At 40.7% G+C, this 26,660-nt stretch carries 28 protein-coding genes and 1 riboswitch; of the genes, 22 read left to right on the top strand and 6 right to left on the bottom strand.

The window, feature by feature from the left end; translation table 11 throughout:
* Window positions 1–7: 7 nt before the first annotated feature.
* From FZC88_RS06540 to FZC88_RS06525, 4 genes are all read left to right on the top strand, one after another.
* A complete protein-coding gene (locus tag FZC88_RS06540) occupies window positions 8–1,102 on the top strand; it encodes a glycosyltransferase family 2 protein (protein ID WP_148994098.1) in 1,095 nt (364 codons plus the stop codon).
* Complete coding sequence (locus tag FZC88_RS06535) at window positions 1,099–2,574, top strand: phytoene desaturase family protein (protein WP_148994097.1); 1,476 nt, start codon at window positions 1,099–1,101, stop codon at window positions 2,572–2,574. Before FZC88_RS06540 ends, FZC88_RS06535 begins: the two co-directional genes overlap by 4 nt.
* Before the next feature lie 185 nt (window positions 2,575–2,759).
* A complete protein-coding gene (locus tag FZC88_RS06530) occupies window positions 2,760–3,830 on the top strand; it encodes an undecaprenyldiphospho-muramoylpentapeptide beta-N-acetylglucosaminyltransferase (protein WP_148994096.1) in 1,071 nt (356 codons plus the stop codon).
* A 60-nt stretch (window positions 3,831–3,890) separates the two neighbouring features.
* Complete coding sequence (locus FZC88_RS06525; protein WP_148969345.1) at window positions 3,891–4,040, top strand: DUF2639 domain-containing protein; 150 nt, start codon at window positions 3,891–3,893, stop codon at window positions 4,038–4,040.
* Window positions 4,041–4,242: 202 nt separating this feature from the next.
* Here the strand turns inward: FZC88_RS06525 and FZC88_RS06520 are convergent, their stop codons facing one another.
* The 4 genes from FZC88_RS06520 to FZC88_RS06505 all read right to left on the bottom strand — a co-directional run bounded on the left by FZC88_RS06520 (window position 4,243) and on the right by FZC88_RS06505 (window position 7,666).
* Window positions 4,243–4,800, bottom strand: coding sequence for a GNAT family N-acetyltransferase (locus FZC88_RS06520; protein ID WP_148969344.1), 558 nt, complete (start codon window positions 4,798–4,800; stop codon window positions 4,243–4,245).
* Window positions 4,801–5,082: 282 nt separating this feature from the next.
* Window positions 5,083–6,213 (bottom strand): amidohydrolase, encoded by a 1,131-nt coding sequence (locus FZC88_RS06515; protein ID WP_148994095.1) that lies wholly within the window; start codon window positions 6,211–6,213, stop codon window positions 5,083–5,085.
* Window positions 6,214–6,276: 63 nt separating this feature from the next.
* The gene (gene uptA / locus FZC88_RS06510; protein ID WP_148994094.1) at window positions 6,277–6,876 is read right to left on the bottom strand and encodes an undecaprenyl phosphate transporter UptA; all 600 of its coding nucleotides are present in this window, start codon (window positions 6,874–6,876) and stop codon (window positions 6,277–6,279) included.
* 10 nt (window positions 6,877–6,886) lie between these two features.
* A complete protein-coding gene (locus tag FZC88_RS06505) occupies window positions 6,887–7,666 on the bottom strand; it encodes an undecaprenyl-diphosphate phosphatase (RefSeq protein WP_148994093.1) in 780 nt (259 codons plus the stop codon).
* A gap of 245 nt (window positions 7,667–7,911) precedes the next feature.
* Here FZC88_RS06505 and FZC88_RS06500 point away from each other — a divergent pair, with 245 nt between their 5' ends.
* From FZC88_RS06500 to FZC88_RS06430, 15 genes are all read left to right on the top strand, one after another.
* Complete coding sequence (locus FZC88_RS06500; RefSeq protein WP_148969340.1) at window positions 7,912–8,235, top strand: DUF4870 domain-containing protein; 324 nt, start codon at window positions 7,912–7,914, stop codon at window positions 8,233–8,235.
* 152 nt (window positions 8,236–8,387) lie between these two features.
* Window positions 8,388–9,380 carry a helix-turn-helix transcriptional regulator gene (locus FZC88_RS06495; protein WP_148994092.1) on the top strand — a complete coding sequence of 331 codons (993 nt, stop codon included), beginning with the start codon at window positions 8,388–8,390 and terminating at the stop codon, window positions 9,378–9,380.
* Between the two features lie 126 nt (window positions 9,381–9,506).
* Window positions 9,507–9,722, top strand: a complete 216-nt coding sequence (locus FZC88_RS06490; protein ID WP_148971043.1) for a PLD nuclease N-terminal domain-containing protein — start codon at window positions 9,507–9,509, stop codon at window positions 9,720–9,722.
* Window positions 9,719–10,621 carry an ABC transporter ATP-binding protein gene (locus FZC88_RS06485; protein WP_148971044.1) on the top strand — a complete coding sequence of 301 codons (903 nt, stop codon included), beginning with the start codon at window positions 9,719–9,721 and terminating at the stop codon, window positions 10,619–10,621. Before FZC88_RS06490 ends, FZC88_RS06485 begins: the two co-directional genes overlap by 4 nt.
* On the top strand, window positions 10,618–11,394 hold the full coding sequence (locus tag FZC88_RS06480) for an ABC transporter permease (RefSeq protein WP_148994091.1): 777 nt from the start codon (window positions 10,618–10,620) through the stop codon (window positions 11,392–11,394). Before FZC88_RS06485 ends, FZC88_RS06480 begins: the two co-directional genes overlap by 4 nt.
* Before the next feature lie 98 nt (window positions 11,395–11,492).
* A complete protein-coding gene (locus FZC88_RS06475) occupies window positions 11,493–12,389 on the top strand; it encodes a GNAT family N-acetyltransferase (RefSeq protein ID WP_148994090.1) in 897 nt (298 codons plus the stop codon).
* A 138-nt stretch (window positions 12,390–12,527) separates the two neighbouring features.
* Entirely contained in the window at window positions 12,528–13,400 is an 873-nt protein-coding gene (locus FZC88_RS06470; RefSeq protein ID WP_148994308.1) for a patatin-like phospholipase family protein, read from the top strand.
* Window positions 13,401–13,542: 142 nt separating this feature from the next.
* Window positions 13,543–14,238, top strand: a complete 696-nt coding sequence (locus FZC88_RS06465) for a hypothetical protein (RefSeq protein WP_148994089.1) — start codon at window positions 13,543–13,545, stop codon at window positions 14,236–14,238.
* A gap of 56 nt (window positions 14,239–14,294) precedes the next feature.
* Window positions 14,295–14,615, top strand: coding sequence for a four-helix bundle copper-binding protein (locus tag FZC88_RS06460; RefSeq protein WP_187443517.1), 321 nt, complete (start codon window positions 14,295–14,297; stop codon window positions 14,613–14,615).
* Window positions 14,616–14,803: 188 nt separating this feature from the next.
* A riboswitch (FMN riboswitch) is annotated at window positions 14,804–14,947 on the top strand.
* Between the two features lie 189 nt (window positions 14,948–15,136).
* Complete coding sequence (gene ribD / locus FZC88_RS06455) at window positions 15,137–16,204, top strand: bifunctional diaminohydroxyphosphoribosylaminopyrimidine deaminase/5-amino-6-(5-phosphoribosylamino)uracil reductase RibD (protein ID WP_148994306.1); 1,068 nt, start codon at window positions 15,137–15,139, stop codon at window positions 16,202–16,204.
* Between the two features lie 24 nt (window positions 16,205–16,228).
* Window positions 16,229–16,885: a riboflavin synthase gene (ribE, locus tag FZC88_RS06450; RefSeq protein WP_148971048.1), complete on the top strand. Its 657-nt coding sequence runs from the start codon at window positions 16,229–16,231 to the stop codon at window positions 16,883–16,885.
* Between the two features lie 17 nt (window positions 16,886–16,902).
* Window positions 16,903–18,096 (top strand): bifunctional 3,4-dihydroxy-2-butanone-4-phosphate synthase/GTP cyclohydrolase II, encoded by a 1,194-nt coding sequence (locus tag FZC88_RS06445; RefSeq protein WP_148971049.1) that lies wholly within the window; start codon window positions 16,903–16,905, stop codon window positions 18,094–18,096.
* Window positions 18,097–18,108: 12 nt separating this feature from the next.
* Complete coding sequence (ribH, locus tag FZC88_RS06440) at window positions 18,109–18,579, top strand: 6,7-dimethyl-8-ribityllumazine synthase (protein ID WP_148971050.1); 471 nt, start codon at window positions 18,109–18,111, stop codon at window positions 18,577–18,579.
* Between the two features lie 277 nt (window positions 18,580–18,856).
* Window positions 18,857–20,146, top strand: a complete 1,290-nt coding sequence (locus tag FZC88_RS06435) for an NCS2 family permease (RefSeq protein WP_148994088.1) — start codon at window positions 18,857–18,859, stop codon at window positions 20,144–20,146.
* A gap of 201 nt (window positions 20,147–20,347) precedes the next feature.
* On the top strand, window positions 20,348–21,595 hold the full coding sequence (locus FZC88_RS06430) for an EAL and HDOD domain-containing protein (protein ID WP_148994087.1): 1,248 nt from the start codon (window positions 20,348–20,350) through the stop codon (window positions 21,593–21,595).
* Here the strand turns inward: FZC88_RS06430 and FZC88_RS06425 are convergent, their stop codons facing one another.
* A complete protein-coding gene (locus tag FZC88_RS06425) occupies window positions 21,596–21,901 on the bottom strand; it encodes a hypothetical protein (RefSeq protein WP_148971053.1) in 306 nt (101 codons plus the stop codon).
* Between the two features lie 178 nt (window positions 21,902–22,079).
* Between FZC88_RS06425 and dapF the strand changes: the two genes are divergently transcribed.
* Window positions 22,080–23,075: a diaminopimelate epimerase gene (gene dapF / locus FZC88_RS06420; protein WP_148994086.1), complete on the top strand. Its 996-nt coding sequence runs from the start codon at window positions 22,080–22,082 to the stop codon at window positions 23,073–23,075.
* Between the two features lie 50 nt (window positions 23,076–23,125).
* On the opposite strand, the gene FZC88_RS06415 is transcribed toward dapF, so the two are convergent.
* A complete protein-coding gene (locus tag FZC88_RS06415; RefSeq protein WP_148994085.1) occupies window positions 23,126–24,988 on the bottom strand; it encodes a DNA ligase D in 1,863 nt (620 codons plus the stop codon).
* Window positions 24,989–25,125: 137 nt separating this feature from the next.
* Here FZC88_RS06415 and ku point away from each other — a divergent pair, with 137 nt between their 5' ends.
* The gene (gene ku, locus FZC88_RS06410) at window positions 25,126–25,956 is read left to right on the top strand and encodes a non-homologous end joining protein Ku (RefSeq protein WP_148994084.1); all 831 of its coding nucleotides are present in this window, start codon (window positions 25,126–25,128) and stop codon (window positions 25,954–25,956) included.
* 33 nt (window positions 25,957–25,989) lie between these two features.
* Complete coding sequence (locus FZC88_RS06405; protein WP_148994083.1) at window positions 25,990–26,658, top strand: phosphatase PAP2 family protein; 669 nt, start codon at window positions 25,990–25,992, stop codon at window positions 26,656–26,658.
* Window positions 26,659–26,660 lie beyond the last annotated feature (2 nt).

Here is a 26,660-nt window from a genome sequence, read left to right as displayed (position 1 = left end):
ATAGACAATGAATTATTATATCCTTATCACGCTCATATTTGTACTGGTCACATTCATCAATCTCCTCTTTTTGCCGAAGCTTTCCAGTAAGTTATCTTCTAATGACCTTGTTTCTGTCCTGGTGCCAATGAGAAATGAAGAAAGGAATGTGAGGGGATTAATTGCAAATATAAAGAAGATTACCCATTCACATGTTGAATTTATCATTTTAGATGATGGATCGACGGATCGTACGAAAGAGCTCCTATATCAACTTACGACAGGGGATTCCCGTTTCAAGGTAGTCAATGGGAAGCCTCTCCCAAAAGGCTGGGTAGGAAAGGTCCATGCATGCAAGGAACTTAGCAAACATGCAGGCGGAACGTATTATTTATTCCTTGATGCTGATGTACGGGTGTCCCCATCGATCATTGAGAAAGTATTGTTCCAGATGAAACACTACAACGCAGGGCTTGTGACGGGATTTCCGCAATTTCCCATCCCTACTTTACTCAGTAAGATGCTGGTTCCGTTTCAACACTTCCTGGTATATTTTCATTTACCCATTGGAGTTGCCAATCATACGACGAATAAAGCATTTACGGCTGCACACGGGGCTTTTATGTTTTTTAAAAAGGAAGCGTATGAAGACTGCGGGGGGCATGAAGCGGTGAAATCGTCTTTATTAGAAGATGTGCATATTGCGAGGAAAGTGAAAGAAAAGGGTTGGAAGGTAACAATCGTCAACAATACATATGACGTGACATGTCATATGTATGATACCAATAGGGAAGTATGGGAGGGGTTCTTGAAAAATATTTATATAGGATTAGGGAGAAATCCAATTTCCGTTTTTCTCCTTTCCCTTTTTTACTTCGTATTTTACATATTGCCCCTTCCTCTGTTCCTATATGGATTAATGGCAGGGGAAGGGAGCTATTGTGTTCCGTTGGTTGCGATATGGGTACAAACCCTCTTGATTGATATTACTTCCAATCAATCCAGATGGCATTTTCTTATCATGCCGGTTGCTTCTATAAGCTTTATCATCATAATGTGGGCTTCGATGCTGAGAGGAATGAAGAAACAGGGATACGCTTGGAAGGGGAGGACTTATTCATGAAGGATATCGTCATTATCGGAGGAGGATTAGGGGGATTGTCCGCAGGAATTTCTCTCCAAAGCAAAGGCTACAATGTAACGATCATAGAAGAGAACCATCATCCGGGAGGGAAAATGCTGCCTGTTGAAATGGATGGATATTCCTTTGATTTTGGTCCGAATACCATTACCATGCCTGAAGTGTTTCAATCGGTGATCAATGATGCAGGGGGAGACTCTACTCATTATTTTCAGTTTAAAAGGCTTGTAAAACATACGAAAAATGTCTTTCACAATGGGAGAATTCTATATCAATCAGCGGACCCGGAGGAAATGATTGCGGAACTTGAAAAGCTGGATCCGTACGGGGCATCTCATTACAAAGAGTACTTAAGGGAAGTGGAAAAGTTATATACATTAGCCGAGCGGGGGTTTTTCTACCGGGTTTTCGGTTCATGGCGGGATTATCTCTCCCCGCAGCTATCTTATAGCTTTATGAAGGTCCGTCCCTTTGAAAAGATGGATCATTTTCATCGAAGGTTCTTTCAGGATGAGGATGTGTTGAAGGTGTTCAATCGATATGCAACATATATTGGATCATCACCGTACGCGTGTCCTGCGACCTTTTCGTTGATCGGCCACCTCGAGATGAAAGAAGGGGTGTATTATACGATTGGTGGAAACACTGAGATAGCTAAGGGTTTCTATCAATTCTTTAAAGAACAGGGGGGGACTGTCCACCTGGGAAAAAGAATTAAAGAGATCGTAGTCAAGGACAAGAGAGCAGTGGGTGTTGTAACTGAAGACGGCGATACGATCTCTGCTTATGATGTGATTGTGAATGGAGATTTTATCAGTGCTACGAAGAATCTTATTGAAGAGAAAGATAGACCAAGCCATCCTGATAGGAAATTGGATGCCTATGAACCGTCCATTTCCGCATTTGTCATTCTGGCAGGGTTACGGACCTATCAGGATTCCGTTCATCATCACCAAGTGTATTTCACGGAAGATTATCAAAAGGAGTTCTCGGAGATTTTTATGAAGCAAGAGCTGCCAAGTGATCCTACGATTTATATCAGTCATTCAGCTGCTACAGATTCCCGTATTACAAAGGGAAGCAATTTGTTCATCCTTGTGAATGCTCCAGCCGCTCCTCTGTCCTACGAGCAAGCAGATGCGTATAAGGAGAAGATCTATCAGAAATTAGAAGCTAAAGGTCTACCAATACGTGAATCATTGGAAGTAGAGAGAGTATATACCCCGAATACAATCAAACAAAAATTCTCCGCCTATAAAGGCTCTCTATATGGTCTTGCTTCCCACCGGATGACAGAAGCGTTCCTTCGCCCTTCCAACGTCAGCAAGGACATTGAGCACCTCTTCTATGTCGGGGGTACGACTCATCCGGGTGGTGGCTCCCCGATGGTCACAATAAGCGGAAGAAATGTAGCGAACTACATACTGAAGCGAGATAATAAAGCAATGTTTTAGGAAGCCTTCATGACATGTTCCTATGGGTGCTTCGCGAGAGATTCAAAAGGGTTCCTATTGATCATGACAGGAGGAACCTTTTCGTTTTGTCAAATTTTCTTAGTTCTATACCACCTGCATTTTTGGTAAAGTGTATAATGATGAATGAGAAAGCTATTAGAAAATCGAGTTAGGAGTTTATACATATGAGTAATCGTATTTTATTTACAGGTGGTGGATCAGCAGGTCACGTTACGGTAAACACGGCACTGATCCCACACTTTGAAAAAGAAGGCTGGGAGATAACGTATATTGGATCGGAAGACGGAATCGAAAAGGAAATCATAACTGAACAGTTTCCTCATATTCCGTACGAAAGTATTTCAAGTGGAAAACTCAGACGATATTTTTCATGGAAAAACTTTTCGGATCCATTCCGGGTGATGAAGGGCGTGTTCGATGCATTAGCTGTCATACGAAAGACGAAACCTGACATCATCTTTTCAAAAGGGGGATTTGTTTCCGTTCCCGTCGTCATGGCTGCCAAGATTGCAAAGATTCCAGTAGCGATTCATGAATCAGATGTAACACCGGGACTCGCTAACAAATTAGCGGTTCCATTCGCCACCAGAATCTTCACTACTTTTCCTGAAACGGTTCAATCTCTTCCAAGTGATAAATCATTATGTGCAGGAGCGATAATACGTGAAGAGTTGTTTACAGGAGATGCGAGGGAAGGAAAACGATTGACAGGGTATTATGAAGATAAGCCTGTATTGATGATTATGGGTGGGAGTCTTGGAGCCAGAAAAATTAACGAAGCGGTAAGAGGGAATCTGGATGACCTGATATCCCATTTTCAAATCATACACATATGCGGGAAAGGGAATATCGATGAAACTTATACCCAAAAGGGCTATCGACAATATGAATTCATAAAAGGTGAGCTTCCTCACTATTTAGCGATGACAGACTATGTGATATCGCGTGCGGGGTCTAATTCGATCTTTGAATTTCTTGCGTTGAAAAAACCAATGTTACTGATCCCCCTTTCAAGGGAAGCGAGCCGGGGAGATCAGATCCTTAACGCTAACAGCTTCGTAAAGCATGGATATGCATTAAAGCTGGAAGAAGAAGAGCTGACCGAAACGAGCTTCCTCGTGAAAGTCAAGGAGTTAAAAGAAAATCGAGATACCTATATCCACAACATGGAAAAGGGTCAAAAAGCTTATACTATTCAAGACATGTATAAGGAACTTTCATCTATGTCACGATAAAAAGTCATTGTACTCTCCTTTAAGCATATAGTATATAAATGGTTGAAGGGGAGAGGTACAATGGCTTATCAATTTTCCAAAGGGTGGTACCTTCAAGAGCTTAAAAAGGCGGGAATCAATTATCATCCGCTGGAAAAAAGAAAATTGGAGAATTATAAAACCTTTGTCGTTAGAAATTTGTATTTCGAGAAAGTAGCGAAAAAGAAATAAAATAGGGTGCTGCCTGTAGTTAGTGTCATTCTTTTGAAAGAGAGATAAGACGTCAACTATCAGCAGTTCCCTTTTTTTGTGAGCTATACTGATTTCTTGAGATCATATCATTCGTTTTCCCGCTGAATCTGTGTGAGGAAAGGTCTTCTATATTGTTTTAAACAAAAACCCGATTTCCTCATATGGAAATCGGGTTTTTATCCTAAGCTTCCAAAGCTTGCTCTTCGTCTTGGGATTGTTGATGCTGATATAGATAAAGTGTATATAAGTCTTTAGGGATTTCATATAAATCATATACTTCTTCTTGAGCATTTAATTGTTCGTAAAGAGATTTCCTTGTTTCATTCGCTTTTAAAACATATGGAAGTTTTTCTGCTGCTTTTTGGGAGCGGGTATTCACTTTGCGGATTCTCATGAAGATGGTTTCCATACCCAATTCAAAGAATAGCTCTGCGAAGAATGCATCTTTGGCTGGCTGATTGTATCCCTTTCCATGATAGGGCTTGCCGATCCAGGTTCCCAGGAATCCAGCATTTTCTTGAATATCAAATAAGTTTATCGTTCCGATCGGGTTGCCCCATTCGTCCAAAATTGTTCGTGAAATGAGTTCTCCACGTTCCTCAGCTTCAATCGTTTGTTTCGTTAAGAATAGGAGCTCCTCATAGGATTGAGCTTTTTGACGCACAAAAGGGAAGACATCCGGGTGCACCATCAGGTCATAGAGCTCATGACACTCATGTAATTCACGTTTCTTGATCATAGTAGACCCTCCTTGAGGGCAGTCTACTTGCGTACGATCCCACCCTCGAAATTTTTAAATGGTAACTAAAAAATTTCGGGGTGGGAATCGAACCCACTAAGACCAGTCAAGAAACTGGTGGCGCACCTTTTGCCTTCCCTTCATTACAATCACTCTATATAAAAATAAATCTCGTTAGAACAATGTAATCGGAAATATAATATCCATTTGTATCATATACGAAATATAACAAAAAGGAAATAGGTAAAATGCTAAATTTTGATGAAAATTTTTAACAAATTTCTACACGTTTTGATAAGCGATTTCTCCATTCACCATCGTAATGATGGGCTTTGCCATAAAATGAAAAGGGTGGTGGCTCCAAAGGACTAAATCGGCGTCCTTGTTCACCTCAATACTACCGATCCGTTCTGATACACCAAGGTTTCTGGCGGGCAGGATGGTGATGCCCTCAAGAGCTTTTTGTTCTGCCAACCCTTCACGAACAGCAATGGCCGCACACATATTCAAGTATTGAATGGGGGTGTACGGGTGATCTGTCGTGATCGATACTTCGACACCAGCTTCCGTCAGTTTTTGATACGTGATCCAGCTTTTGTTTTTTAGTTCCACTTTCGATCTTCTCGTAAAGGTCGGCCCTACAGAAACCTTTACATTCTTACCATGAAATTCCTCGGAAATGAGATGTCCTTCCGTACAATGCTCAATACGAAAATCCAAATTGAATTCCTCGGCAAACCGGACGGCAGACAAGATATCATCTGCACGGTGAGCATGTATCCGAACCGGGATTTCACGTTTTAATGCAGATACTAAAGGTGCAACCCTGAGATCTTCAGGTTGATCGCAATATTTAGCAGAGAAAAATGCTTCTCTAAGCATACCCATTATGCCCATTCTTGTAATGGAATCATTGTTGCCGGTACTGTGAATCCGCTTCGGGTTCTCCCCCAGGGCAATTTTCAATCCCGAGGTTTCTTTGATGAGCATCGTACGAATCGTTGAGCCATAGGTTTTGATCACAGAAGTCGTACCACCGATGACATTTGCGCTCCCCGGCATGACATTCACCGTTGTGACACCGTACTTCAGGGCATCTTTAAAACCTGGATCCAATGGATAAACGCCATCGAATGCACGGATATGAGGAGTCATGGGCTCGATGGTTTCATTGGCATCATTACCTGCCCACCCTGTACCTTCGTCGTATAATCCCAGGTGGGTATGGGAGTCGATGAAACCGGGGAAAAGAAATTTCCCCTGGCAATCATACACTGAAACTTCTCGGGATGATTCTACGCTAGTTGAGTATATCTGTTTGATTTTTCCGTCTTTTATGAGTACAGAGCCGTTTTGTATGGGCTTTGATGTGATGGGGTATATAGTTGCGTTCTTTAATAGTATCGAATTCATAGGTAATCCTTTCGTGGGTCTTGTTTCTTTCTTATTTTAAACAATTTCATGGAAAAAAAGAAGTTAATCCTTCCTTTTGTTTCTCCAATAGGAATAAAATAGATAGACAAATGTTCCAACAATTGCAATGAAACTCAAAGGCTTAATATAGCGTACTCCGATTACTTCAATGTGCTCCCAGTGAGTACCCAGCTCCATCCCGATGACCATAAACAATAATGTCCAGGGAAGCATGGCTGCAAAGGTATAAAGAGTAAAAGTAGAAAGAGGCATCCGGGTGATGCCAGCCGGAATACTGATGGCGTGACGGACGATCGGAATAAATCGAGCGGTGAAAATGACGATGGTACCATGCTTATCAAACCACGTTTCAGCAGCCGTCAAATGCTTTTGCTGAATAAGTAGATACCTTCCATATTTCTCGAAGAAGGGTCGGCCACCATAGTAGCCAAGCCAATAGAGAAATAGTTGTGCAAGTGTGCCACCGATGACCCCACTAAGGAACGCTCCAATGAAGGAGAGTTTACCGGCATTCACCATAAAGCCTGCATAGCTTAATACAAGCTCGCTTGGAATCACTTCTATCATGAGTGCAAGTGCGATTCCTGCGTAACCCAAATCAGTTAATTGTGTCAGGATTTGTACAATCGATTCATGGTTCATCGTGTTCCTCCTACATAATCCCAGAGTATTGAAGAAAGAGAATCAAGAGCCCCAGTGCCCACACATAGTAGGAGAAAACTTTAAGGGAGTGCTTTTTCAAAAAATTAACCATCGTAAGGATGGCGAAGTATCCGAATACTGCGGCACTTACTGTTCCGATGGCTAAACTTGAAAAAGAGATCGCTTCAACAGTTCCTCCTATCATTTCCTTCCCTTGAAGCACGATCCCTCCGAGTATGGCAGGGGTAGAGAGAAGAAAGGAAAAATAAGCCGCGGTTTCCCTGTCCAGTTTTCTGAATAAACCTGCCGCAATCGTTAATCCTGACCTTGATAATGCCGGGAAGATGGCTGCTGCTTGAAAGCTTCCGATCACCACTGCATCTGTGTAAGAAAGATCATCCAGTTTTTTATAGCCATTTTTCACTCCGTCTGCAACATACATAATACATCCCGTTGCAAGAAACTCCCATCCGATGGTGGAACCCGACTTTGAGATTGAGTCGAAGAAATCTTCGAACAAAAAACCAACGATTACAGCCGGGATGGTTCCAATGATGAGAATCCACGATAATTTACTAAAGGGGTGCCTCAGCATATAGAGAAGTTCCTTTTGATACACAACGAGAACAGCGATCAATGTTCCGATATGAAGCATCGTATCCAAGAAAAGTCCAGCTTCCTCCAATCCAAAGCTAAGCCTCCCCAGATAAAGGTGACCTGTGCTTGAGATTGGAAGGAACTCTGTTAAACCTTGGATGATCCCCAGAATGAAGGCTTCAAATTTATTCAAATCCACCACTACCTTTCTGCAAGTCCACTAAGGACAAACTCCTCTTTTTTAACATATATTCCACCCTTTCAGATTTCATGAGGACTGTCCTGAAGTTTGATGAATTTCTCTCTTCAAGTGTTCTCAAAAAAATGCATGATTGGATGAAACTTTCTGACTGAATGCACGTAAATATAGAGGAGGATAGAATCAAACTTTCTGTTTACTCTAATTTAGGGTGAGCAATGAAAAGGAGGAATTTCAATATGCCGACAAAAGATGAAAGAATGATGGCTGCTCTTATTTATATATTAAGCTTCTTCACAGCATTCATTGGACCATTGATCATCTGGCTTATTAAAAAGGATGAATCAGAGTTCGTGGACTTTCATGGGAAGGAATACTTCAACTTTCTTATTTCATATGCCGTTTATGGTTTGGTAAGCACCATTTTGATGGTGGTGCTGATTGGGTTTGTTCTGGCTCCTGTAGTGGGGGTCCTGGCCTTGATCTTTACAATATTGGGAGCGATCAGAGCCTATGAGGGAGAGCATTATAGAATTCCAACGGTCTTTCGATTACTTAAATAGCAGCTGGGAACCCATGAGCATTCATGGGTTCTTTTTTCTGATGCATTAATAATCATTTTAGAAATAAAGTGTTGACAAAAATATCGGAATATTGATAGTTTAATAAAAATATCTTACTGTTTTAGGTTTGTCCCCGAAAGGAGCATGTCAAAATGACGAGGGTGGATAATAAAGAGAGAGTGCTTAGGTTGATGGGTATTTTGAGTGAAGAGACGGATGAGGAACATGAGTTGAGTTTGGATGATATTATTCTGCGTTTTAAGCAGATGTTTGGCCCTGACGTGAAATTGAATAAGAATTCATTAAAAGATGACCTTGAGCATCTCATCAGAAATAATTTCGATGTCACCATAAACCAGGAAAAAGAAGGGCTGCCTAAATATTATAGTCATCAATATCGCTTGTTCGAGCTATATGAACTTCGCATGCTCATCGATGCAGTCGTTTCTGCCAAATTCATATCAAAGAAGGAAACGAGGCAGCTGACTGGAAAAATAAAGCGGCTCACAAGTCTTCATCAAGGGAAAAAGCTGCATAATGAAATTCAAATCGATTCCTCCATTAAAAGTGAAAGTCCCTATATTCGCCTCGCTATCCATGATATTCATGAAGCAATAGCAGAACGTAAAATGATTACGTTCCAATACGGTCGTTACGATGTGAAGAAACAGTTTAACTTGAGCCATGAAGGAAAGCTTTATAAAGTGAAGCCCTATGCCCTTGCATGGGCAAATGATTTCTACTATCTCATCGCCTATTATTTTGAAGCAGATGAAATCCGCCACTACCGTGTGGATCGATTAAGGAATGTAGAACCCCTTTCTGAAACCTTTCCATACGAACCCTTTGATGTATCTAAGTATGTACAATCCACCTTTCATATGTTTGCAGGTGATGAAGAATGGATTAAAGTTTCATTTAAAAACCACCTCATCAATGTGATCATCGATAAGTTCGGAAAGGATGTTAACATTCAAAGAGATGGTGAAGACCATTTTATTCTAACAACAAAAGCCCGTGTCAGTAATGGACTAGTAAACTGGATCTTAAATTTTGGAAGTCAGGCGAGAGTCGTAACTCCTCCTTCCCTGGTGGACACCGTTAAAACGGAAGTGACTAAGCTGTATCCCTTATATCATCAATAATGAAGCACTGAACCTCATTGCATGGGGCTCAGTGCTTTTTATTGTTTTAGAAATTTATTTAAAAGAAAAATGAACGATTTTCTTTTTCCTCCGTCTTATATTTGTAAACAAAAGGAGGAATCGGAGATGAATGAATTACAAGAAGCGTTTCAGTCAATAAATTGGGGGCTTATTGCTCCTGTCATCCTTATTCAATTCATACTCATGGTGGTTGCAGTGAGTGATTTGATCCGGATTAAATCAACGAATGGACCAAAATGGCTGTGGGTTCTCATTATCCTGTTTATCAATATCGTTGGACCGGTTGTGTATTTCATTTTTGGAAGGAGACATGATGGATGAACGTATTAGAAGTATCTTCTTTAGAAAAGAAGTATAGGGAAAAGCTTGCCGTAAAAAACGTTTCCTTTCAATTAAAACAAGGTCGTTGTACAGCTCTGCTGGGTCCTAATGGTGCAGGGAAGACCACTACTTTAAATATGCTTGCAGGGTTGATTACACCTACTAATGGATCAATTTCCTCAAGCGGTGCCTCTAAAGATATACGGCAATTGATAGGCTACCTGCCTCAATATCCTTCCTTTTTTGAATGGATGTCAGGAAAAGAATTTCTCACCTTTTCCGGTGAAATCGCAGGATTAACCAGGAAAACATCTCAAAATCGATGTGAAGAACTTTTAGAGTTGGTAGGTTTGTTGGAAGGAAAGAATCGAAGAATTGGTCAGTATTCTGGTGGAATGAAGCAGCGATTAGGGATAGCTCAGGCTCTTATTCATCAACCGAAGCTTTTAATCCTTGATGAACCTGTATCTGCCTTAGATCCTTTCGGGAGAAGAGAAGTGCTGGAGCTGTTAAAAAAGTTAAAGAAGGAAACGACGATCCTTTTTTCTACACATATTTTGAATGATGCAGAACAGGTTTGTGAGGACGTGCTGTTCTTGCACGGTGGAGAGCTGATTGAAGAAGGTCCACTTGTAGAAGTAAAGGAAAGGCACCAGACACCGAGATTGAACCTGTACTTTAACGAAGATAGCGAAAAGTATAAACCCTATCTGCTGCAAAAAGATTGGGTTCATCATCTTGTAGCAGAAGGAAATCGGCTCTCTTTCGAAGTTAGTGAACTGGACAGAGATAGAGCGAGAATCTTTTCAATGATTTCAGAAAAGCATTGGGGAGTGACTAGATTGGAAACAAGTGAACAGAGCCTTGAAGAACTATTCATGGAGGTGATAAAAAAATGAAAACATGCTGGATACTATTCAGAAAAGAAATACTGGAACTAACACGAAATTATAAAATGATTTGGATGCCTTTCGTATTCATATTATTTGGATTAACGGAACCATTGACGGCATTTTATTTACCAGACATTCTTAATTCAGTAGGAGATCTGCCGGAAGGAACGGTCATCAGCATTCCCACGCCTTCATCTGAAGAAGTATTATTGTCGACTATCAGCCAATTTAGTACCTTTGGCGTCCTCATCATCGTATTAGGATTCATGGGAATGATTGCGGGAGAGAGAAAGAGTGGAAATGCTGTAATGGTATTGGTTAAGCCCGTCTCATACGCAGCTTATATTTATTCCAAATGGATGGCCGCATTTGTTTTGGTGTGGGTCTCCTATGGCCTTGGGATGCTATCCAGTTGGTATTATATTCATGTATTATTCAACGGGATTGGTTTTACACCATTCGTGCAGGGATTCCTCGTCTATGGCTTGTGGCTTACCTTTATCTTAACAATGGTCGTCTTCTTTAGTAGTTTAGTAAAAACGTCGGGCCTTGCAGCATTCTGTACGATCGGGATCGCCATACTATTAACCTTTGTGTCAGGATTCATGACCAGAACCTTTAAGTGGTCCCCAAGTCAGCTAACCAACTATGTAAATGAAATCATTCTTCACAGCACGTGGCCGGATCACCTGACAGGGACAATTATCCTTACCACCACCCTTTGCCTGGCTATCCTGCTCATAGCTCCACCACTCTACAAGAAAAAAGATTTGATCTGACCAGGTCTGCTGCCTTTTTTGAGGGACGGACCTCATTAAATAGTAAAAGGATTACCTTATTGTTTGTCGAATAATGGTAATAGAAGGGAGGTGGCAGGATGATAGAACTTCAATACACCAACAAAGTAAACAAGTTGATTCAAAACGCTAATATGATTGCCGAAAGGAATCATCATAAAAGCGTTCAAAGCATGGATCTATATTTAGGAGCCGCTCACGTAAAAGAAGGTACTTTAAGGGAGATGTATCACCTTATGGAGCCCTATATGAAACAGATAGAAAACATATCTAATATCATTCCTGCAGAGACTTCTGATACAGAACGAATTGATCGCTTTTCGATTCCATTATCCACACACGCAAGAAAGGTATGGAACAAGTCGATTGAAGTCATGAAAAGATACAACCAAACGTTTTTAAACGAAGGTCATATTATCAAAGCGTTTTACGCCCATCTACCAGAACACCCACAGCTGCAAAAAGAACTTAGTTCTATGCCTCATGAAAGGATTATCCGATCCGTTACTAAGGCCCGGGATTTGACGGTATATTTATTGAACAAAGATTGGAGATATGAAGTGGACCCTGAATTCCAAATTTGCCCCGTACAGGCTGAAGATGAAAAAGAACTATTGAAATGGGTCGAGGAGCATTTTGGAGAATCATGGTCAAAAACATTGATACAGGCCTTTCAATCATCAGAAGAATTCATCCCGATTATCAAAGCGGAAGAAAAAGGTGAATTTATTGGATTCGCAGCATTTGATGTGTATAAAAATAAAAAAGGGATTTACGGACCGATGGGGGTACTGCCACACACCCGTCATAAAGGAGTGGGAAAAGGACTCCTATATAATGCATTACATTGCATGCAAGAGAAAGGGTATATGTACGCCGTATTAAAGGAAGCAGGCCCCATCGAATTTTATGAAAAAGAGTGTAACGCTAAGCTTATTCCTGTGGAGAACGATGAATGTGAGATCGAGTCGGAATAATCGAGAATGAAATCAATAAGTGGCTTGAACAGTGAGCAAATTAGTACACATTCTCACTATTTTGTGGGAAGATATTATCGTTTATTCAATACCGGTGACGTAAATTCTTGCATCATTAGGGAGGTAGACAAGAAGATGATGATTGAAAACACAGGCCTCGTTCTCGAAGGTGGAGGTATGAGGGGGATATACACGGCGGGAGCATTGGAATACTTCCTTGAAAGAGGCATTGAGTTTCCTTATGTTGTCGGAGTCTCTGCGGGTGCATGTAATGCCGCATCCTATTTGTCTAAGCAAAATGGACGCAATAAGAAGGTGAATGTAGACTTTATCCGTGATCCGAAATATTTATCTTGGCGAAACTATTGGAAAACAGGAGAGTTATTTGGGATGGATTACGTGTTTGATGAAATTCCAAATAAGCTGGTCCCTTTCGATTATGAAGCTTTTCACTCTAATTCAACGGAATTTATTGTCGGCACCACAGATTGTCATACAGGAAAACCGGCGTATTTCTCAAGAAGAGACTATGGTGAGGAGCTCCTTACGATTATCCGTGCGTCAAGTTCCCTGCCATTTGTGGCTCCGATCGTCGAATTTGGATCCCGGCATCTTCTAGATGGAGGAATAAGTGACCCTGTTCCCATCGAAAAAGCTGAGCAGGACGGGTTTAAGAAAAATGTAGTCATATTAACTAGAAACAGAGGCTATTATAAAAAGCCTTCACGATTTTCTTTCCTTGTGAAAAAAAAGTACCCTCAATATCCTGAATTACATAAAACGATGTATAACCGTTACTTGCGTTACAATCAAACAATCAAGGAATTAGAAACGAGAGAAAAGAATGGGGATGTCCTGATCATTCAACCCCAACATCCTCTAAAAGTGAGCCGTATTGAAAAAAATCCACAAAAGCTGGACGAATTGTACTGGCAAGGCTATCATGATGCAGAGGCAAAGGATAAAAAAATAATGGAATGGAATCGCACAGTCACTCCAGTGCACTCATAACATATAAGCCAACGAAGGGCAGAAAAGTCTTCCCATCTCTTTATTGAGGATTCTGCAAGCGTTGGCTCTTTCTATTTAAATGGTCTATTTAAGGGATTTTTTCATACATATGATAGAGATTCCTTGAAAGGACGAGCATTTCATGAACCTCTATCAAATCTACAAAAATGAACAATATACGTTGCTTTATCGCAGTATTATGTATTTTCTCATAGGTGTAGGAATGCTGATTGTGACCAAACAGTTATTTTATTTTCCACTGTTAATTTTTATACCTGCGTGCTCAAATTTATATCTCAGTTTTAGTATGAAGAAGGAGATAAGGAAAGCGAACCGATTATTTTATGAAACAATACCTGAATCCCGGCATTCATTAGTCGGAGTTCAGACGAAAGAAGGTTCCTATTACTTAAAAACGAATGGATGGTCAGAATACTTTATTCAAAGGACGTCCTTGATCAATAACCCGAAATATTATATGCTCCACCGAAAACATAAGCAACCACTGACATTCTTAAAATGGAGCAGGTCCATGAAAATCGATAAGGGCGGAGCAGGAAGGGTTTTTCACTTGAAGTACCAGAGCTCTACTGCTATTGAATGGCGCAGTGATGAAGGTGACACGATTATCATTTATAAAGGAAACAAACGATGGATCTTGAATTATAATAAAAAAAATTATTTATCCTTACAAAAAGGATATCTTCCTCAAACTGTTCAAAAGCTCTTCGACTATCACCATAGTTATATTTCTTTTTATGAAACATATAGCGAAGAACTGGATTGGCTCCTTGTTTTCCTATGGTATGTAGACAGTGATTATTTTCTTACCTCATAGTAATCCTTTTTTTTCATTTGGGTACGCTAAAAAGGAACATTTGTGGAGGTGAGATTATGAATGCTGATTATAAACCATGCTTAACGGCTTTGCACCGATGTCTGGAAGCATGTAATGTTTGCTATCATGCATCCCTTAAGGAAGAAAAAGCAATGATGATGTGCATTGAACTGGACCGGGAATGTGCGGATATTTGTTCCTATGCCATTAATGTCTTGCAACGAAGCAGTAAATTTGTTCAACAAATTCTGGTCCTTTGCGCAGAAATCTGTGATGCTTGTGGTATAGAATGTAATTCTCATGACCAACAGCATTGTAAGGACTGCGCTGAAGCCTGTTTTGAATGTGCGGAAGAATGCAGGAAGCTATTAGCATAATAAATGAAGAGATGCTTCTATTTAGTGGAGGCATTCTTTTTTATTCTTGCAGCAATTTCTTAGTGCTTACAATTAGAAATAGAGAGAGGTTTCTAATATATATTCAAAAAATAGTACAAAAATATAATTTTAGTGCTCCTTACATGATTTCATTTATGAAACTATGATAGAATAATGTTAATCGAATAGGTTTCCTTCGGGGCAGGGTGAAATTCCCTACCGGCGGTGATGAGCGCATGCTCTTAGTCCGTGACCCGGCTAATGAAAATTAGACGGTGGATTTGGTGAAATTCCAAAGCCGACAGTGATAGTCTGGATGGGAGAAGGAACGGCGGTATTTACTTGATGCAGACGCAAGAAGTCTATCTTTTTGAGGATTTTGTTTCCAAAAAAAGTAATCATGTAAATGCTTTATTCAGTCATGCCAACTTCCCCCAAGTAAAAACTTACTTGGGGTTTATTTATTTTAGAATAATAGTGATAAAAGAAGGGAGGTAAAACGATTGGACGATTCACAATATATGAAGCTTGCCCTCACTATGGCCAAGACCACCCAAGGTCAAACTTCACCCAATCCTGCCGTAGGAGCGGTTGTGGTGAAAAATGGAGAAGTCGTTGGAATGGGTGCGCACCTCAAAGCAGGAGAAGGTCACGCAGAGGTTCATGCCATAAAGATGGCGGGAGACAAAGCACAGGGGAGTGACGTCTATGTGACGCTGGAACCATGCTCTCATTATGGGAAAACACCTCCCTGTTCACAGCTGCTGATTTCAAGCGGAGTGAGGCGGGTCCATATTGCCAGCACTGATCCAAATCCCCTTGTAGCGGGAAGAGGAATTCAACAGTTGAAGGATGCAGGCATAGAAGTAATGGTCGGAGAGCTTGAAGAAGAAGCACTCGAACTAAACAAGCATTTTTTCCATTTCATTCAATACGGTACACCTTATGTAACACTTAAGACAGCTGTCACATTAGACGGGAAAACAGCTTCAGCTTCAGGAGATAGCAAATGGATTACGTCAGAAGCATCCCGCACAGATGTCCACTATGATCGTCACCGGCATGACGCGATATTAGTAGGAGTCAATACCGTTATTCAGGATAACCCACACCTTACCACCCGTTTGCCCCAAGGTGGAAAAAACCCCATTCGAATCATATTAGATACCTTTTTACGAACACCTCTCCACTCTCATGTAGTGAAAGACTCGGAAAGCAGGACCCTCATCTTTACAGGCAGTTCTGTCAATGAAGAACAGAAGCTGCCCTATATGGAATCAGGCTGTGAAATCATCACCCTTTCAGAGGAATGGATGGACATTCACACAGTATTAAAAGAACTGGGTGACCGGAATATAGGATCCCTTTATGTAGAAGGTGGATCTACCATTCATTCTTCCTTTTTAAAGGGAAGAGCCTTTCAGGAATTGGTTCTGTACATGTCTCCCAAGCTTGTAGGCGGAAGCTCTGCCTTCACCAGTTTTGGAGGGGATGGATTCCCGACCATTGCAGAAGGTCTTGAAATGGAGATTAAGAGCATAGAACGAGTAGGAAAGGACATTAAAATAATTGCCTTACCTAAGGGATAGCCTTTTTGAAAGGAGGAGAAAGGGATGTTTACTGGAATCATTGAAGAAATCGGCTCAATTGAACGCATGCAAAAGTCCTCCTCATCCATGGAACTGACGATAACAGCAGGCCGCGTTCTCGAAGATGTTCATATTGGAGATAGCATCAGTGTGAATGGTGTCTGTTTAACCGTCACTTCATTCAGTTCCAGGCAATTCCAAGTGGACGTGATGCCAGAAACCTTTGAAGGCACAACGCTCAGAAACCTGTCCCATGGTTCTAAAGTGAACTTGGAGAGGGCAATGGCTGCTAACGGTCGTTTCGGCGGGCATTTCGTTAATGGGCATGTCGATGGAGTAGGAACGATCGTTAGAATAGAGAAAGTTGAAAATGCCTGGTATATGGACATTTCCATTCCGGAAAATCAGAGCCACTTGTTTATCATGAAGGGCTCTGTCGCAATAGACGGCACTTCCCTTACTGTTTTTGGTGTGAAAAGTAATGCCATTACGATTTCGTTGATCCCGCAAACGAGAGGGGACACGGTTCTTGGTGAAAAAAAAGTAGGGGATCGTGTCAATATTGAATGTGATGTAATGGCTAAATATTTTCATCGCTTCTATGAAGCAAAGGAACAGTCTAAGAGTAATTCAAGCCGCATCAGCTATGATTTTTTAAGTCAAAATGGTTTCGCTGACTAATAGGAAGGGGTTGCCCCATGTTTAATAAGATCGAAGAAGCTCTTGAAGATTTACAGGCAGGTAAAGTCGTTATCGTAGTAGATGATGAAAACCGTGAGAATGAGGGAGACTTTATTGCACTTGCAGATAAAGCGACTCCAGAAGTCATAAATTTTATGGCTAAAGAAGGAAGAGGGTTAATTTGTGCCCCGATAACAGAGGAGATTGCACACAAACTAAAGCTTGCACCCATGACGATGTCAAATACGGATCCTCATGGAACAGCCTTTACGATTTCTGTCGATCATAAATCCGCAACTACTGGGATTAGTGCATTTGAGAGATCGACCACAATACAGGAATTATTGAACCCGGTCTCAATGCCCGAGGACTTTAAAAGACCCGGTCATGTATTTCCCCTTGTCGCCAAAAAAGGCGGAGTACTAAAACGGGCAGGACACACAGAAGCCGCCATCGATTTGGCTATTCTGTCAGGGGGACAACCATCAGGCGTCATTTGTGAAATCATGAATGAAGACGGCACGATGGCAAGAGTACCTGAATTAATGAAACTGGCTGATAAATGGGACCTTAAGATCATCTCCATTGAAGATCTGATCAGGTACAGACGCAAAAAAGAAAAGCTTGTGACGAGAGAAGTGGAAATTGAACTTCCAACCGAATTCGGAAACTTCAAGGCGGTTGCTTACACAGAAAACCTTACAGGTAAAGAGCATATCGCACTTGTGAAAGGAGAGTGGTCCGAGGATGAAGATGTACTGGTCCGTGTTCACTCTGAATGCCTGACGGGAGATGTATTCGGTTCCAATCGCTGTGATTGTGGACCGCAGCTTGCCACAGCACTGACTCAAATTGAAGAGCATGGAAAAGGTGTACTGCTTTATATGAGACAAGAAGGCCGTGGGATTGGTTTAATCAATAAATTGAAGGCCTATAAGCTCCAGGAAGAAGGCTATGACACAGTTGAAGCTAATCAAAAACTGGGCTTTGGTGATGACTTGAGGGAATATGGAATCGGAGCACAGATACTGAGAGATTTAGGCATAACAAAGATGCGTCTACTGACCAATAATCCTAGAAAAATTGCCGGAATCAACGGTTACGGATTAGAAATCGCAGATCGAGTACCGATCCAGATGCCGGCGAAATTCGAAAATGAGAAATATTTAAAAACAAAGCATGCTAAGCTGGGACATTTACTTAAATTTTAGGAGGAAAATACAATGAAAACAATTTATGAAGGTAATTTAGTCGGATCAGGATTAAGGGTTGCCATTGTTGTTTCACGTTTCAATGAGTTCATCACATCAAAACTTCTGGGTGGGGCGGAAGATGCATTAAAGCGCCACGGCGTTGAAGAAGGAAATGTTTCTGTCACTTGGGTTCCAGGTGCATTCGAAATACCTATGATTGCCAAAAAACTTGCTCGCTCAGGGAAATATGATGCCGTTGTTACCCTGGGAACGGTCATCCGTGGAGCAACCGCTCATTTTGAATATGTAAGCGGAGAGGTTGCAAAAGGAGTGGCCAATCTAAGCCTACAGGAAGAGGTACCCGTCATCTTTGGAGTCTTGACGACAGATACAATCGAGCAGGCCATCGAAAGAGCCGGCACAAAAGCAGGAAACAAAGGATGGGAAGCAGCTGTATCAGCCATTGAAATGGCCAATTTGATTCGTGAGATTGATAAGTAAAATTTTTCAACTAAGCCAAGCCTCCTTTTTGGGAGGCTTGGCTTTTTACGAGGGACGGACCTGGGGTGTGTGGATAAATTTGTAAAATGGCTCGATTTACCACAAAAGCCTCTGGAGTATTTCACTTTTCGTCGGTATTCCTGATGGAGAAACAACCTGTACCCATCAAAATACATATTGGCAAACGTCAGACCTTTTGCTAGAATAGTATTTTGTGGCTCCCCTTATTATGGGAGGAGCGGGTAGGGAGAGGGCAGTTTTATAGGAAGATTATTATATGAAAGCACGTGGAGGTATTTTTCAGTTAAAGAATCACGGTACCACGATGAAGCAGGAGATGATGGCTGGAGCAATCGGTTATTTCACGATTGTGTACATCATCGCTGTGAATGCTTTAATTCTTTCTGAAGCTGGAATTCCATTTGAAGGAGCGGTTATGGCAACCATTCTAGCCTCCTTCGTTGGGTGTTTGGTGATGGCCTTTTGGGCTAATGCACCAATACTTCTGGTTCCAGGCATGGGTATTAATGCGATGTTTACTTTTACACTCGTAAAATCATCGGGCTTAACGTGGCAGGAAGCTTTAGCTGTCGTAGTGATTTCAGGAATACTCTTTATGATCATTGCATTTACAAAGCTTTCAAAAGTATTATCAGAAGCCATACCCAAAACATTAAAAGAAGCCATCACTGTAGGATTAGGGATGTTTTTAATGTTTATCGGTCTTGAAAAAGGCGGTCTCATCCAAAGAGGAGAGAGCGCACTCATCATGATTGGTGATTTTGGGGAATTAAAGGTGTTGGCCACTGTGCTGACTTTCCTGGTGACGATATTTTTGTTTGTTCGAAATGTAAAAGGTCAATTTTTATGGAGTATTGCTTTTGGAACCTTGCTGGGATTCATCTTTGGAATCGAACCGTCGATTCAGTCCAGTTCTTTCCAATTAAGTGAATACAGTCAGGTTTTCGGTCAAATATCCTTTAGTGCCATTTTGGAGATTCCGTTTTGGATTGCGGTTTTTTCTGTCACGATGGTGCTGGTATTTGAAAACATCGGTCTCGTTCATGGACATACGGATATGATCGATCAACCTCATAAATACTCTAAAGCGTTCCAGGCTAATGCATTTTCTGCCTTTACATCAGGATTCTTCGGAACGAGTCCGACGGTTTCTACTGTTGAAAGTGCTGCAGCCATGACAGCGGGTGGTCGTACGGGATTAACGAGTTTGACTACTGGAGTATTATTCTTGGGATCTGTGTTGTTTATTCCGTATTTAAAGTGGATTCCAGATCATGCTATCGCCCCAATCCTCATTATCATTGGCGGCTTAATGATTCAAAATATACGACATATGGATCTTCGTGATTTAACAGAGGCATTTCCAGCCATTTTTATCATTGCAATGATTCCATTTACGTACAGTATCGCAGATGGAATTGCCATCGGTTTTATTCTGTATCCAATTTTAAAATTGGCTACAGGTAAAGCGAGAGAAGTATCCATTCCTCTATATATCATTGCTGCATTGTTCCTTATGAACTTTTTTGTTCATTCGATTCATTAAAGCGGTAAAGAACTCAAGTGGATTTGCTCATCATTACGATTAAAATCGTAGTTATGAGCTGTCTGCTTGAGTTTTTTTGTCCTTACAGCTACTTCCAAATTCCGTGGACTTTCCACATATTTCTTGGTATTATTATAGGGATTAATGAAACTTTAGGACTATTTTTATGCATATATCAGGAAACCAGCAGGGGTGAGTGTAATGGAAGTGTTTGTAGCGAGACAGCCAATTTTTGATCGGAATGGAGAAACCGTAGCTTATGAGCTTCTTTACCGAAACAATGAATTGAATATGTTTCCAAATATAGATGGAGACCAGGCCACGGCCGATGTCATTATTAACAGCTATTTAAATATTGGTCTTGAAAGCTTGTCCGCTGGTAAGCCATGCTTCATCAATTTCACAGAAAATCTTTTAAGGGATAAAGTGCCTACCTACTTCAAACCCAAGGAAATTGTCGTGGAGATTTTGGAAAATGTAATTCCAAGTCCTGAAATCCTGAAGGTTTGCTTAGAGTTAAAGGAGCTGGGTTATAAAATCGCATTAGACGATTTTGTCTTTAATGAATCGGATCCTAACTACTTAAAATTAATGAAAATTGCGGATTATGTGAAGGTTGATTTTCTACATACCACAGACACTAACCGGGGAACGATTGAAGTTTTCGCTAATTTACTGGGGTACAAGCTCCTGGCAGAAAAAGTGGAGACAGTGGAACAATATGAAGAAGCAAGGAAAAACGGTTACCATTTCTTTCAAGGGTATTTCTTTAGTAAACCAAAAATCATTTCTACCCATGACGTACCTACCTATTTTCATTCCTATTATTCGATTATTCAAAGTCTGGAAATGACGGAACCTAGCATTGATGTGATTAGTCGATTGATTGAACAGGATCTTTCTTTGTCCTATAAACTTTTAAAATTAATTAATTCACCTTCTTACCGACCTAAACATAAAATTCATTCTATTCGACAGGCTATTGTTCTATTGGGTCTTCTGGAAATTAAACGGTGGATTTATGTTTTAGCGGTTAGGGAGCAGGTTGGTAAAAGGAAGCAATTAGAAAACGAAGTTATTACATTATCTTTAACAAGGGCAAAAATGTGTGAGCTGCTGGCAGAGAAGCACAATCGCGGTTCAATGAAGTCGAGCTATTTCCTTACGGGTATGTTTTCATTAATGGAAACGATATTATCTATGCCAATTGAAGTAATCCTGAATGAATTACCATTGAATGACGAAATCTGTGATGCACTAACGGGTACCTCAAACGAGTTCAAAGACATTCTGGAGCTGGTTATTTTGTTTGAAAAAGCTGACTGGACAGCAATCGAAACAAAAATGGCCGAACTGAAGTTGAACAAAGGAGATGTGATGGAATGCTATCAAACATCATGTAAATGGGCACGAGACCTCTTACAAGATGAAATAGCAGAGATCAGTTAGTTACCAAACACGTTTATATTCCCCTGGGGTCAGATATTTTCTTTGAGGCTTTATATATCTCTTCAATTCAACTAGAAGTAACCGCTGGAGGTGCTTAGAAGATATTTGTCGGGCTACATCTTTAGGAAAAGGATAAATGCCGATTTGATTGAAACGCACACGAAAGAGACCTTCATGTAAAAGGTCTTTTTTGTCATTCAGAATATGGGCCAATACAGTCACTACCCGGGAATGGTATTCGTCACCCGCTTCTTCTACCTCTTGAACTTGAAACCGAAAAGTATACTCATCCTTCATGATCATCATCACCCATCCCCATTGTCTCTAAATGGACGAAGAAATTCAACTTTTACCTTTCTACAAGTCACACCAAGAGGATTATCTTAAATAATATCGGGTGAGATGATTGCGAAAAGAGCTTGTTTGTGGCAAGCTAAGACTATTAAGAATAGTTTACTAGTAAATTACCGTGGAGGGATTCACGATGAACTTGAATCTAATTAAATGTCATGGCTCAGGAAATGACTTTTTACTAATTGATGAAATGACGAATGGTTATGAATTCACTGAAGAAGCAAGGCAAAATCTTGCCCTTGCGCTATGTGATCGAAAGTCGGGTATTGGAGCGGATGGAATCCTATTTGTGTTATCAAGTGAACATTGCGATGCACAAATGAGGGTATTCAATGCAGATGGATCTGAAGCATCCATGTGCGGGAATGGACTTCGTTGTGTAGGTCGCTATGTGTGTGAGCTTCTCGACAAAACGATGATTGTGATTCAGACGATGAAAGCTGATCTGCGTGTTTCAGCACAAGAGGCTATCTATGAAAATATACCGACGTATAATGTTGAAATTTCTCCTGTATTATTTGAATTGGATAAATTGCCGATGAATATGGATCGTGAGGCGTTAGTGGACGAGATGATTCCTGAAATTTCAGATCGGCTATCGTTTACTGCACTTGCGGTCCCCAACCCTCATCTAATTAGTGTTGTAAGCACAGAACATATTCTTTCGAATGAACAGAAGACGATTGCTGAAACAGTAAATGGTCCCAATAATCTCTTTCCTGATGGAGTCAATGTAAGTTTTGTTCATCCATTAGAAAAAGGTGCGATTTATGTTCGTACATTCGAAAGAGGTGTAGGCTTTACAAATGCTTGTGGAACGGCTATGTCTGCTTCCAGTCTTGTGACATGCTTACTCGATCAGAATGAATTCGGCAAGGAAATAGATGTATATAATAATGGGGGAAAAGTACGTGTCGTGGTGAACCAATTAGGTGAAGGGCAATACAATATGGAGTTGATCGGGAATGCAACATATCTCTACCAGGCCCAGTTTGAATTGTCTATCTCGCATCCTGAGGATTATCGTGAGATTTCCAGACAGGATTTCACTGAAGAAGGAACGTACGAACTGCTTCAAAATCATGCCAAATCAATTGTCGATAGTAAAGTATTTATGAGCGCCTAAACGAATAAAAGAACCTGATGTGCAAGTTCAGACGAGAGTGTCCAAAAGAGCTAAGCTTTTGGGACACTCTTTTTTTTGTTGTTGGATTGCTGTTTCAAAAATTGAATCACCTTATCAAATGGCTGGAGGTCTTTTACCCATTCGAATCTAGTAAAGGGACATCCCATCTTCTGGAACCTCTGCAGAACAACATCTATAGTAAAATGTTCTGGATGAAGGTCCTCATTTACTTCATACCACCAGAGTGGAGTTGCTACTAAAGCATCTTCATTACCCCTTAAGGAATAAGGCGCAATGATGGTTTTTCCTTCTCCATGCTGAATGTAGTCCACATATAACCTGCCTTTTCGGTTCTTTTTTAACCGCTCGATCGTAAAATCTTCAGGATAATTGGTTACAAGGTAGTGTGCGATGAATTCAGTAAACAAGCCGGTGTCCTTCCATGAGTAACCCGGAGGTATGGGAATATACACTTGCAGTCCCTTATTCCCCGACGTTTTAACAAAACTATGCAGGTTGAGTCGGTCGAATAGTTCTTTCATAATGGAAGCCGCTTTAACCGCCAGGGAGAATTGATCCCTGCCTGGTGGATCTAAATCAAAGACAACTTCAGTGACCGATGAATCCTTTGTCCTTTGGAAAGGAATGTGAAATTCCAATGCAAGCTGATTTCCAAGCCAAATCAATGTCTCCAAGTTATTGCATACCGTATAGTCGATGTTGTCCTCCTTGTACGTTTCAATAAATGAAGGGGCGTAATCAGGCGTATTTTTTTGATAAAATGATTCACCAAAGAGCCCGTGTGGAAAACGAATACAAGTCAATGGCCTATCCTGCAGGAAAGGCAAAATAGCGACGGACATCTTCCTAAGATACCGAACGTAATCAAGCTTAGTCATTGAGACTTTCTGGAACAATTCCTTATCAGGATGAGTGATTTCAACCCCAGGAGGAATGGATGCTTCGTCCAGCTTGAATTGCTCCATTGTGCAGGATTTTGGAGAAATGGAGAATAGAAATCGATGAAAATGTGGTTCTCTCAGTTGACCCTCATACCAATTCAAATATGAAATTTCCACAGTTATAGCCGGGTCTATGTAGTGAAGGGAATGCTCATTCTTCGTACTATTCTTTTTAATCATTGCTTTTAATGTTTTTTTCTCTTCAGGAGAAAGACCAAAGTGAAATAAGCCAATAGGAATAATCTTTTCGTCATCGAAAATGCCAATGTGAAAGTAATCGTTCGTTTCATCAAGCGCAGTGATGAAACAGTGACAGTGTTTCCAATTCTTGGTTTTCACCCAGCTCGTACTTCGTTTTCCCGCTTCCCACTTACTATGCTTCCTCTTGGCGACAACACCCTCACCTTCCTCTTTTTCTACAAGTTCCCATATTTCCTGCCGATCCTTGAAATAGGAAACCATTTGAAGGGAAGATGGGTGAGAAGGCGACGGATCTAACGGCAATTGAAGAAAGGTAAAAACCTCTTTCAATTTTTCTTTTCTTGTAAGGTAGGGTTCGGGGGCAAATGATTTCTTTCCAAACTGGAGTAAATCGAAAGCCAGAAATTTAACGGGTCTCCCGGCTGCAGCATGATCAATTTTATGCTTATTGCGCATTCTGCCTCTTACCTGCAATTCAAAGAATTCACTGCTGTAGGGAGAACGTAACAGGGCAATCTCCCCATCCAAAATGATAGGAACGGTTAAGTTTTTTTTATTGAGTAAAGTTTTAATCTGTTCTTCAATTTCCGGGAAGTGAGGAAGCAATTCCTTCCCGTTTCGACTTTGAAGGCTTATCTGATTCTTAGAATGAACGTTGAGAACTGCGCGAAACCCATCATATTTCACTTCATAAAGCCAGTCCTCATTTTCAGGGAGTTCATCATATAAGGTAGGTAGCATCGGTTTCATATCTATTCACCTGATTTTTAGTATTAGTGTGACCAATGAGGGTTTATTTATTTCCAAATGTTTAAGGGAATGAAGAGTATCGATCAACTAAATGATAATGATAAGGGATTAGTTTATGTGAAGGAGGGTATTGATATATGCATACGATTTGGAAAGGCTCTATCAGTTTTGGACTGGTGAACATCCCCATTAAACTTCATTCTGCTACAGAAGATCGTGATATAAAGCTTCGTTCACTTCATAAAGAGTGTCATACTCCAATTAAATATGAAAAAGTATGTCCAGCTTGTGAAAAAGAAATCGAACATGATGACATCGTTAAGGGTTATGAAGTGACCAAGGGGAAATTTGTCGTTCTTGAAGAAGAGGAATTGAAGGAATTGAAGGAAGCAAACGGGGATAAAGCAGTGGAAATAGTAGACTTTATCAAAATGGAGGAAATCGACCCCATATTCTTTGATCGGAGTTATTTCGTTTCACCTAATGATGGAGGGAAAAAAGCATATTCATTATTGCGAAAAGCTCTTCAGGAATCCGGGAAAGTTGGGATTGCCAAGATCACGATGCGTTCGAAGGAACAACTCTCCATCGTTCGGGTGTATGAGAATACGCTTGTAATGGAAACCATTCATTATCCAGATGAGGTAAGAGGCACGGGTGATGTACCGAATGTTCCAGAAGAAGATGAAATAACGGACAAAGAGCTGGAAACAGCAACGATGTTGATTGATCAGCTTACAACTGAATTTCAACCGGAGAATTATAAAGATCAGTATCGTGAACGCTTGAGTCAGTTGATTGAATCAAAGCAAACCGGGGAAAAGGTAGTCACAACGAAAGAAAAAGAGCCAAGAGAAAATGTGACAGATTTAATGGCGGCACTTCAAGCCTCCATTGATTCATCCAAACCTAAAAAGACGAAAAAACAAACGAAAAAGAAAACGACTTCAAAGAAAAAAGCTCAATAAAATATAAGTCGTGAATAAAGAGAGGGACAAGTTTTGGAGGAGAAAGAAATAAAACAAGGAATATTTGTTGTCCTATCAGTCATTTGTCTAATTGCATTTACATGGGGATTCGTGACGATTGTCGAGGAGTGGAAAGAAAATGAAATCGCACAATTTGACAATGGTGTTTCTGAGATTGTAAGAGGGTTCATTTCCCCGGGGTTAACGACCTTTATGACGTCGATTACCTTTTTGGGTGGCGTGGAAGGGATCACAATATTTGCCATTTGTGTTGTGGTCATACTTTTGTTTCTCAAGAAGTATCCACTTGCTCTGTTTGTAGGAATTACCATCACAACAGGAGCAGGATTTAATTGGCTGCTAAAATGGATTTTCAAACGGGAAAGACCTGATATTGAAGCACTGATCGAGCAAGGCGGTTATAGTTTTCCCAGTGGTCATTCCATGAGTTCCTTTGTATTCTACGGGACCCTTGCATTCATATTATTTCGGGCATTAGATCATAAACGGTATAAGTGGGCAAGTGTCATTGCTGTCAGCTTCCTAGTGCTATTGATTGGTCTTAGCAGAGTGTATTTAGGGGTGCATTATCCAAGTGACATTCTTGGAGGTTTCACTGCGGGAGGTGCATGGTTGACGCTTTGTATCGTCATTTATGCTTACTTCCATAAACGAAAACATTGGAAAGAAAGAGAGAATTAAAT

Source organism: Rossellomorea aquimaris (assembly GCF_008180865.1).
GTDB lineage: Bacteria > Bacillota > Bacilli > Bacillales > Bacillaceae_B > Rossellomorea > Rossellomorea yichunensis.
This window is presented reverse-complemented; position numbering and strand designations above follow the sequence as displayed.

Excerpts from the sequence above, each read along its gene's own strand:
- FZC88_RS06540 (WP_148994098.1), top strand. The coding sequence starts at position 8 with ATGAATTATTATATCCTTATCACGCTCATATTTGTACTGGTCACATTC.
- FZC88_RS06535 (WP_148994097.1), top strand. The coding sequence starts at position 1,099 with ATGAAGGATATCGTCATTATCGGAGGAGGATTAGGGGGATTGTCCGCA.
- FZC88_RS06530 (WP_148994096.1), top strand. The coding sequence starts at position 2,760 with ATGAGTAATCGTATTTTATTTACAGGTGGTGGATCAGCAGGTCACGTT.
- FZC88_RS06525 (WP_148969345.1), top strand. The coding sequence starts at position 3,891 with ATGGCTTATCAATTTTCCAAAGGGTGGTACCTTCAAGAGCTTAAAAAG.
- FZC88_RS06520 (WP_148969344.1), bottom strand. The coding sequence starts at position 4,800 with ATGATCAAGAAACGTGAATTACATGAGTGTCATGAGCTCTATGACCTG.
- FZC88_RS06515 (WP_148994095.1), bottom strand. The coding sequence starts at position 6,213 with ATGAATTCGATACTATTAAAGAACGCAACTATATACCCCATCACATCA.
- uptA (WP_148994094.1), bottom strand. The coding sequence starts at position 6,876 with ATGAACCATGAATCGATTGTACAAATCCTGACACAATTAACTGATTTG.
- FZC88_RS06500 (WP_148969340.1), top strand. The coding sequence starts at position 7,912 with ATGCCGACAAAAGATGAAAGAATGATGGCTGCTCTTATTTATATATTA.
- FZC88_RS06495 (WP_148994092.1), top strand. The coding sequence starts at position 8,388 with ATGACGAGGGTGGATAATAAAGAGAGAGTGCTTAGGTTGATGGGTATT.
- FZC88_RS06490 (WP_148971043.1), top strand. The coding sequence starts at position 9,507 with ATGAATGAATTACAAGAAGCGTTTCAGTCAATAAATTGGGGGCTTATT.
- FZC88_RS06485 (WP_148971044.1), top strand. The coding sequence starts at position 9,719 with ATGAACGTATTAGAAGTATCTTCTTTAGAAAAGAAGTATAGGGAAAAG.
- FZC88_RS06480 (WP_148994091.1), top strand. The coding sequence starts at position 10,618 with ATGAAAACATGCTGGATACTATTCAGAAAAGAAATACTGGAACTAACA.
- FZC88_RS06475 (WP_148994090.1), top strand. The coding sequence starts at position 11,493 with ATGATAGAACTTCAATACACCAACAAAGTAAACAAGTTGATTCAAAAC.
- FZC88_RS06470 (WP_148994308.1), top strand. The coding sequence starts at position 12,528 with ATGATTGAAAACACAGGCCTCGTTCTCGAAGGTGGAGGTATGAGGGGG.
- FZC88_RS06465 (WP_148994089.1), top strand. The coding sequence starts at position 13,543 with ATGAACCTCTATCAAATCTACAAAAATGAACAATATACGTTGCTTTAT.
- FZC88_RS06460 (WP_187443517.1), top strand. The coding sequence starts at position 14,295 with ATGAATGCTGATTATAAACCATGCTTAACGGCTTTGCACCGATGTCTG.
- ribD (WP_148994306.1), top strand. The coding sequence starts at position 15,137 with ATGAAGCTTGCCCTCACTATGGCCAAGACCACCCAAGGTCAAACTTCA.
- ribE (WP_148971048.1), top strand. The coding sequence starts at position 16,229 with ATGTTTACTGGAATCATTGAAGAAATCGGCTCAATTGAACGCATGCAA.
- FZC88_RS06445 (WP_148971049.1), top strand. The coding sequence starts at position 16,903 with ATGTTTAATAAGATCGAAGAAGCTCTTGAAGATTTACAGGCAGGTAAA.
- ribH (WP_148971050.1), top strand. The coding sequence starts at position 18,109 with ATGAAAACAATTTATGAAGGTAATTTAGTCGGATCAGGATTAAGGGTT.
- FZC88_RS06435 (WP_148994088.1), top strand. The coding sequence starts at position 18,857 with ATGAAAGCACGTGGAGGTATTTTTCAGTTAAAGAATCACGGTACCACG.
- FZC88_RS06430 (WP_148994087.1), top strand. The coding sequence starts at position 20,348 with ATGGAAGTGTTTGTAGCGAGACAGCCAATTTTTGATCGGAATGGAGAA.
- FZC88_RS06425 (WP_148971053.1), bottom strand. The coding sequence starts at position 21,901 with ATGATGATCATGAAGGATGAGTATACTTTTCGGTTTCAAGTTCAAGAG.
- dapF (WP_148994086.1), top strand. The coding sequence starts at position 22,080 with ATGAACTTGAATCTAATTAAATGTCATGGCTCAGGAAATGACTTTTTA.
- FZC88_RS06415 (WP_148994085.1), bottom strand. The coding sequence starts at position 24,988 with ATGAAACCGATGCTACCTACCTTATATGATGAACTCCCTGAAAATGAG.
- ku (WP_148994084.1), top strand. The coding sequence starts at position 25,126 with ATGCATACGATTTGGAAAGGCTCTATCAGTTTTGGACTGGTGAACATC.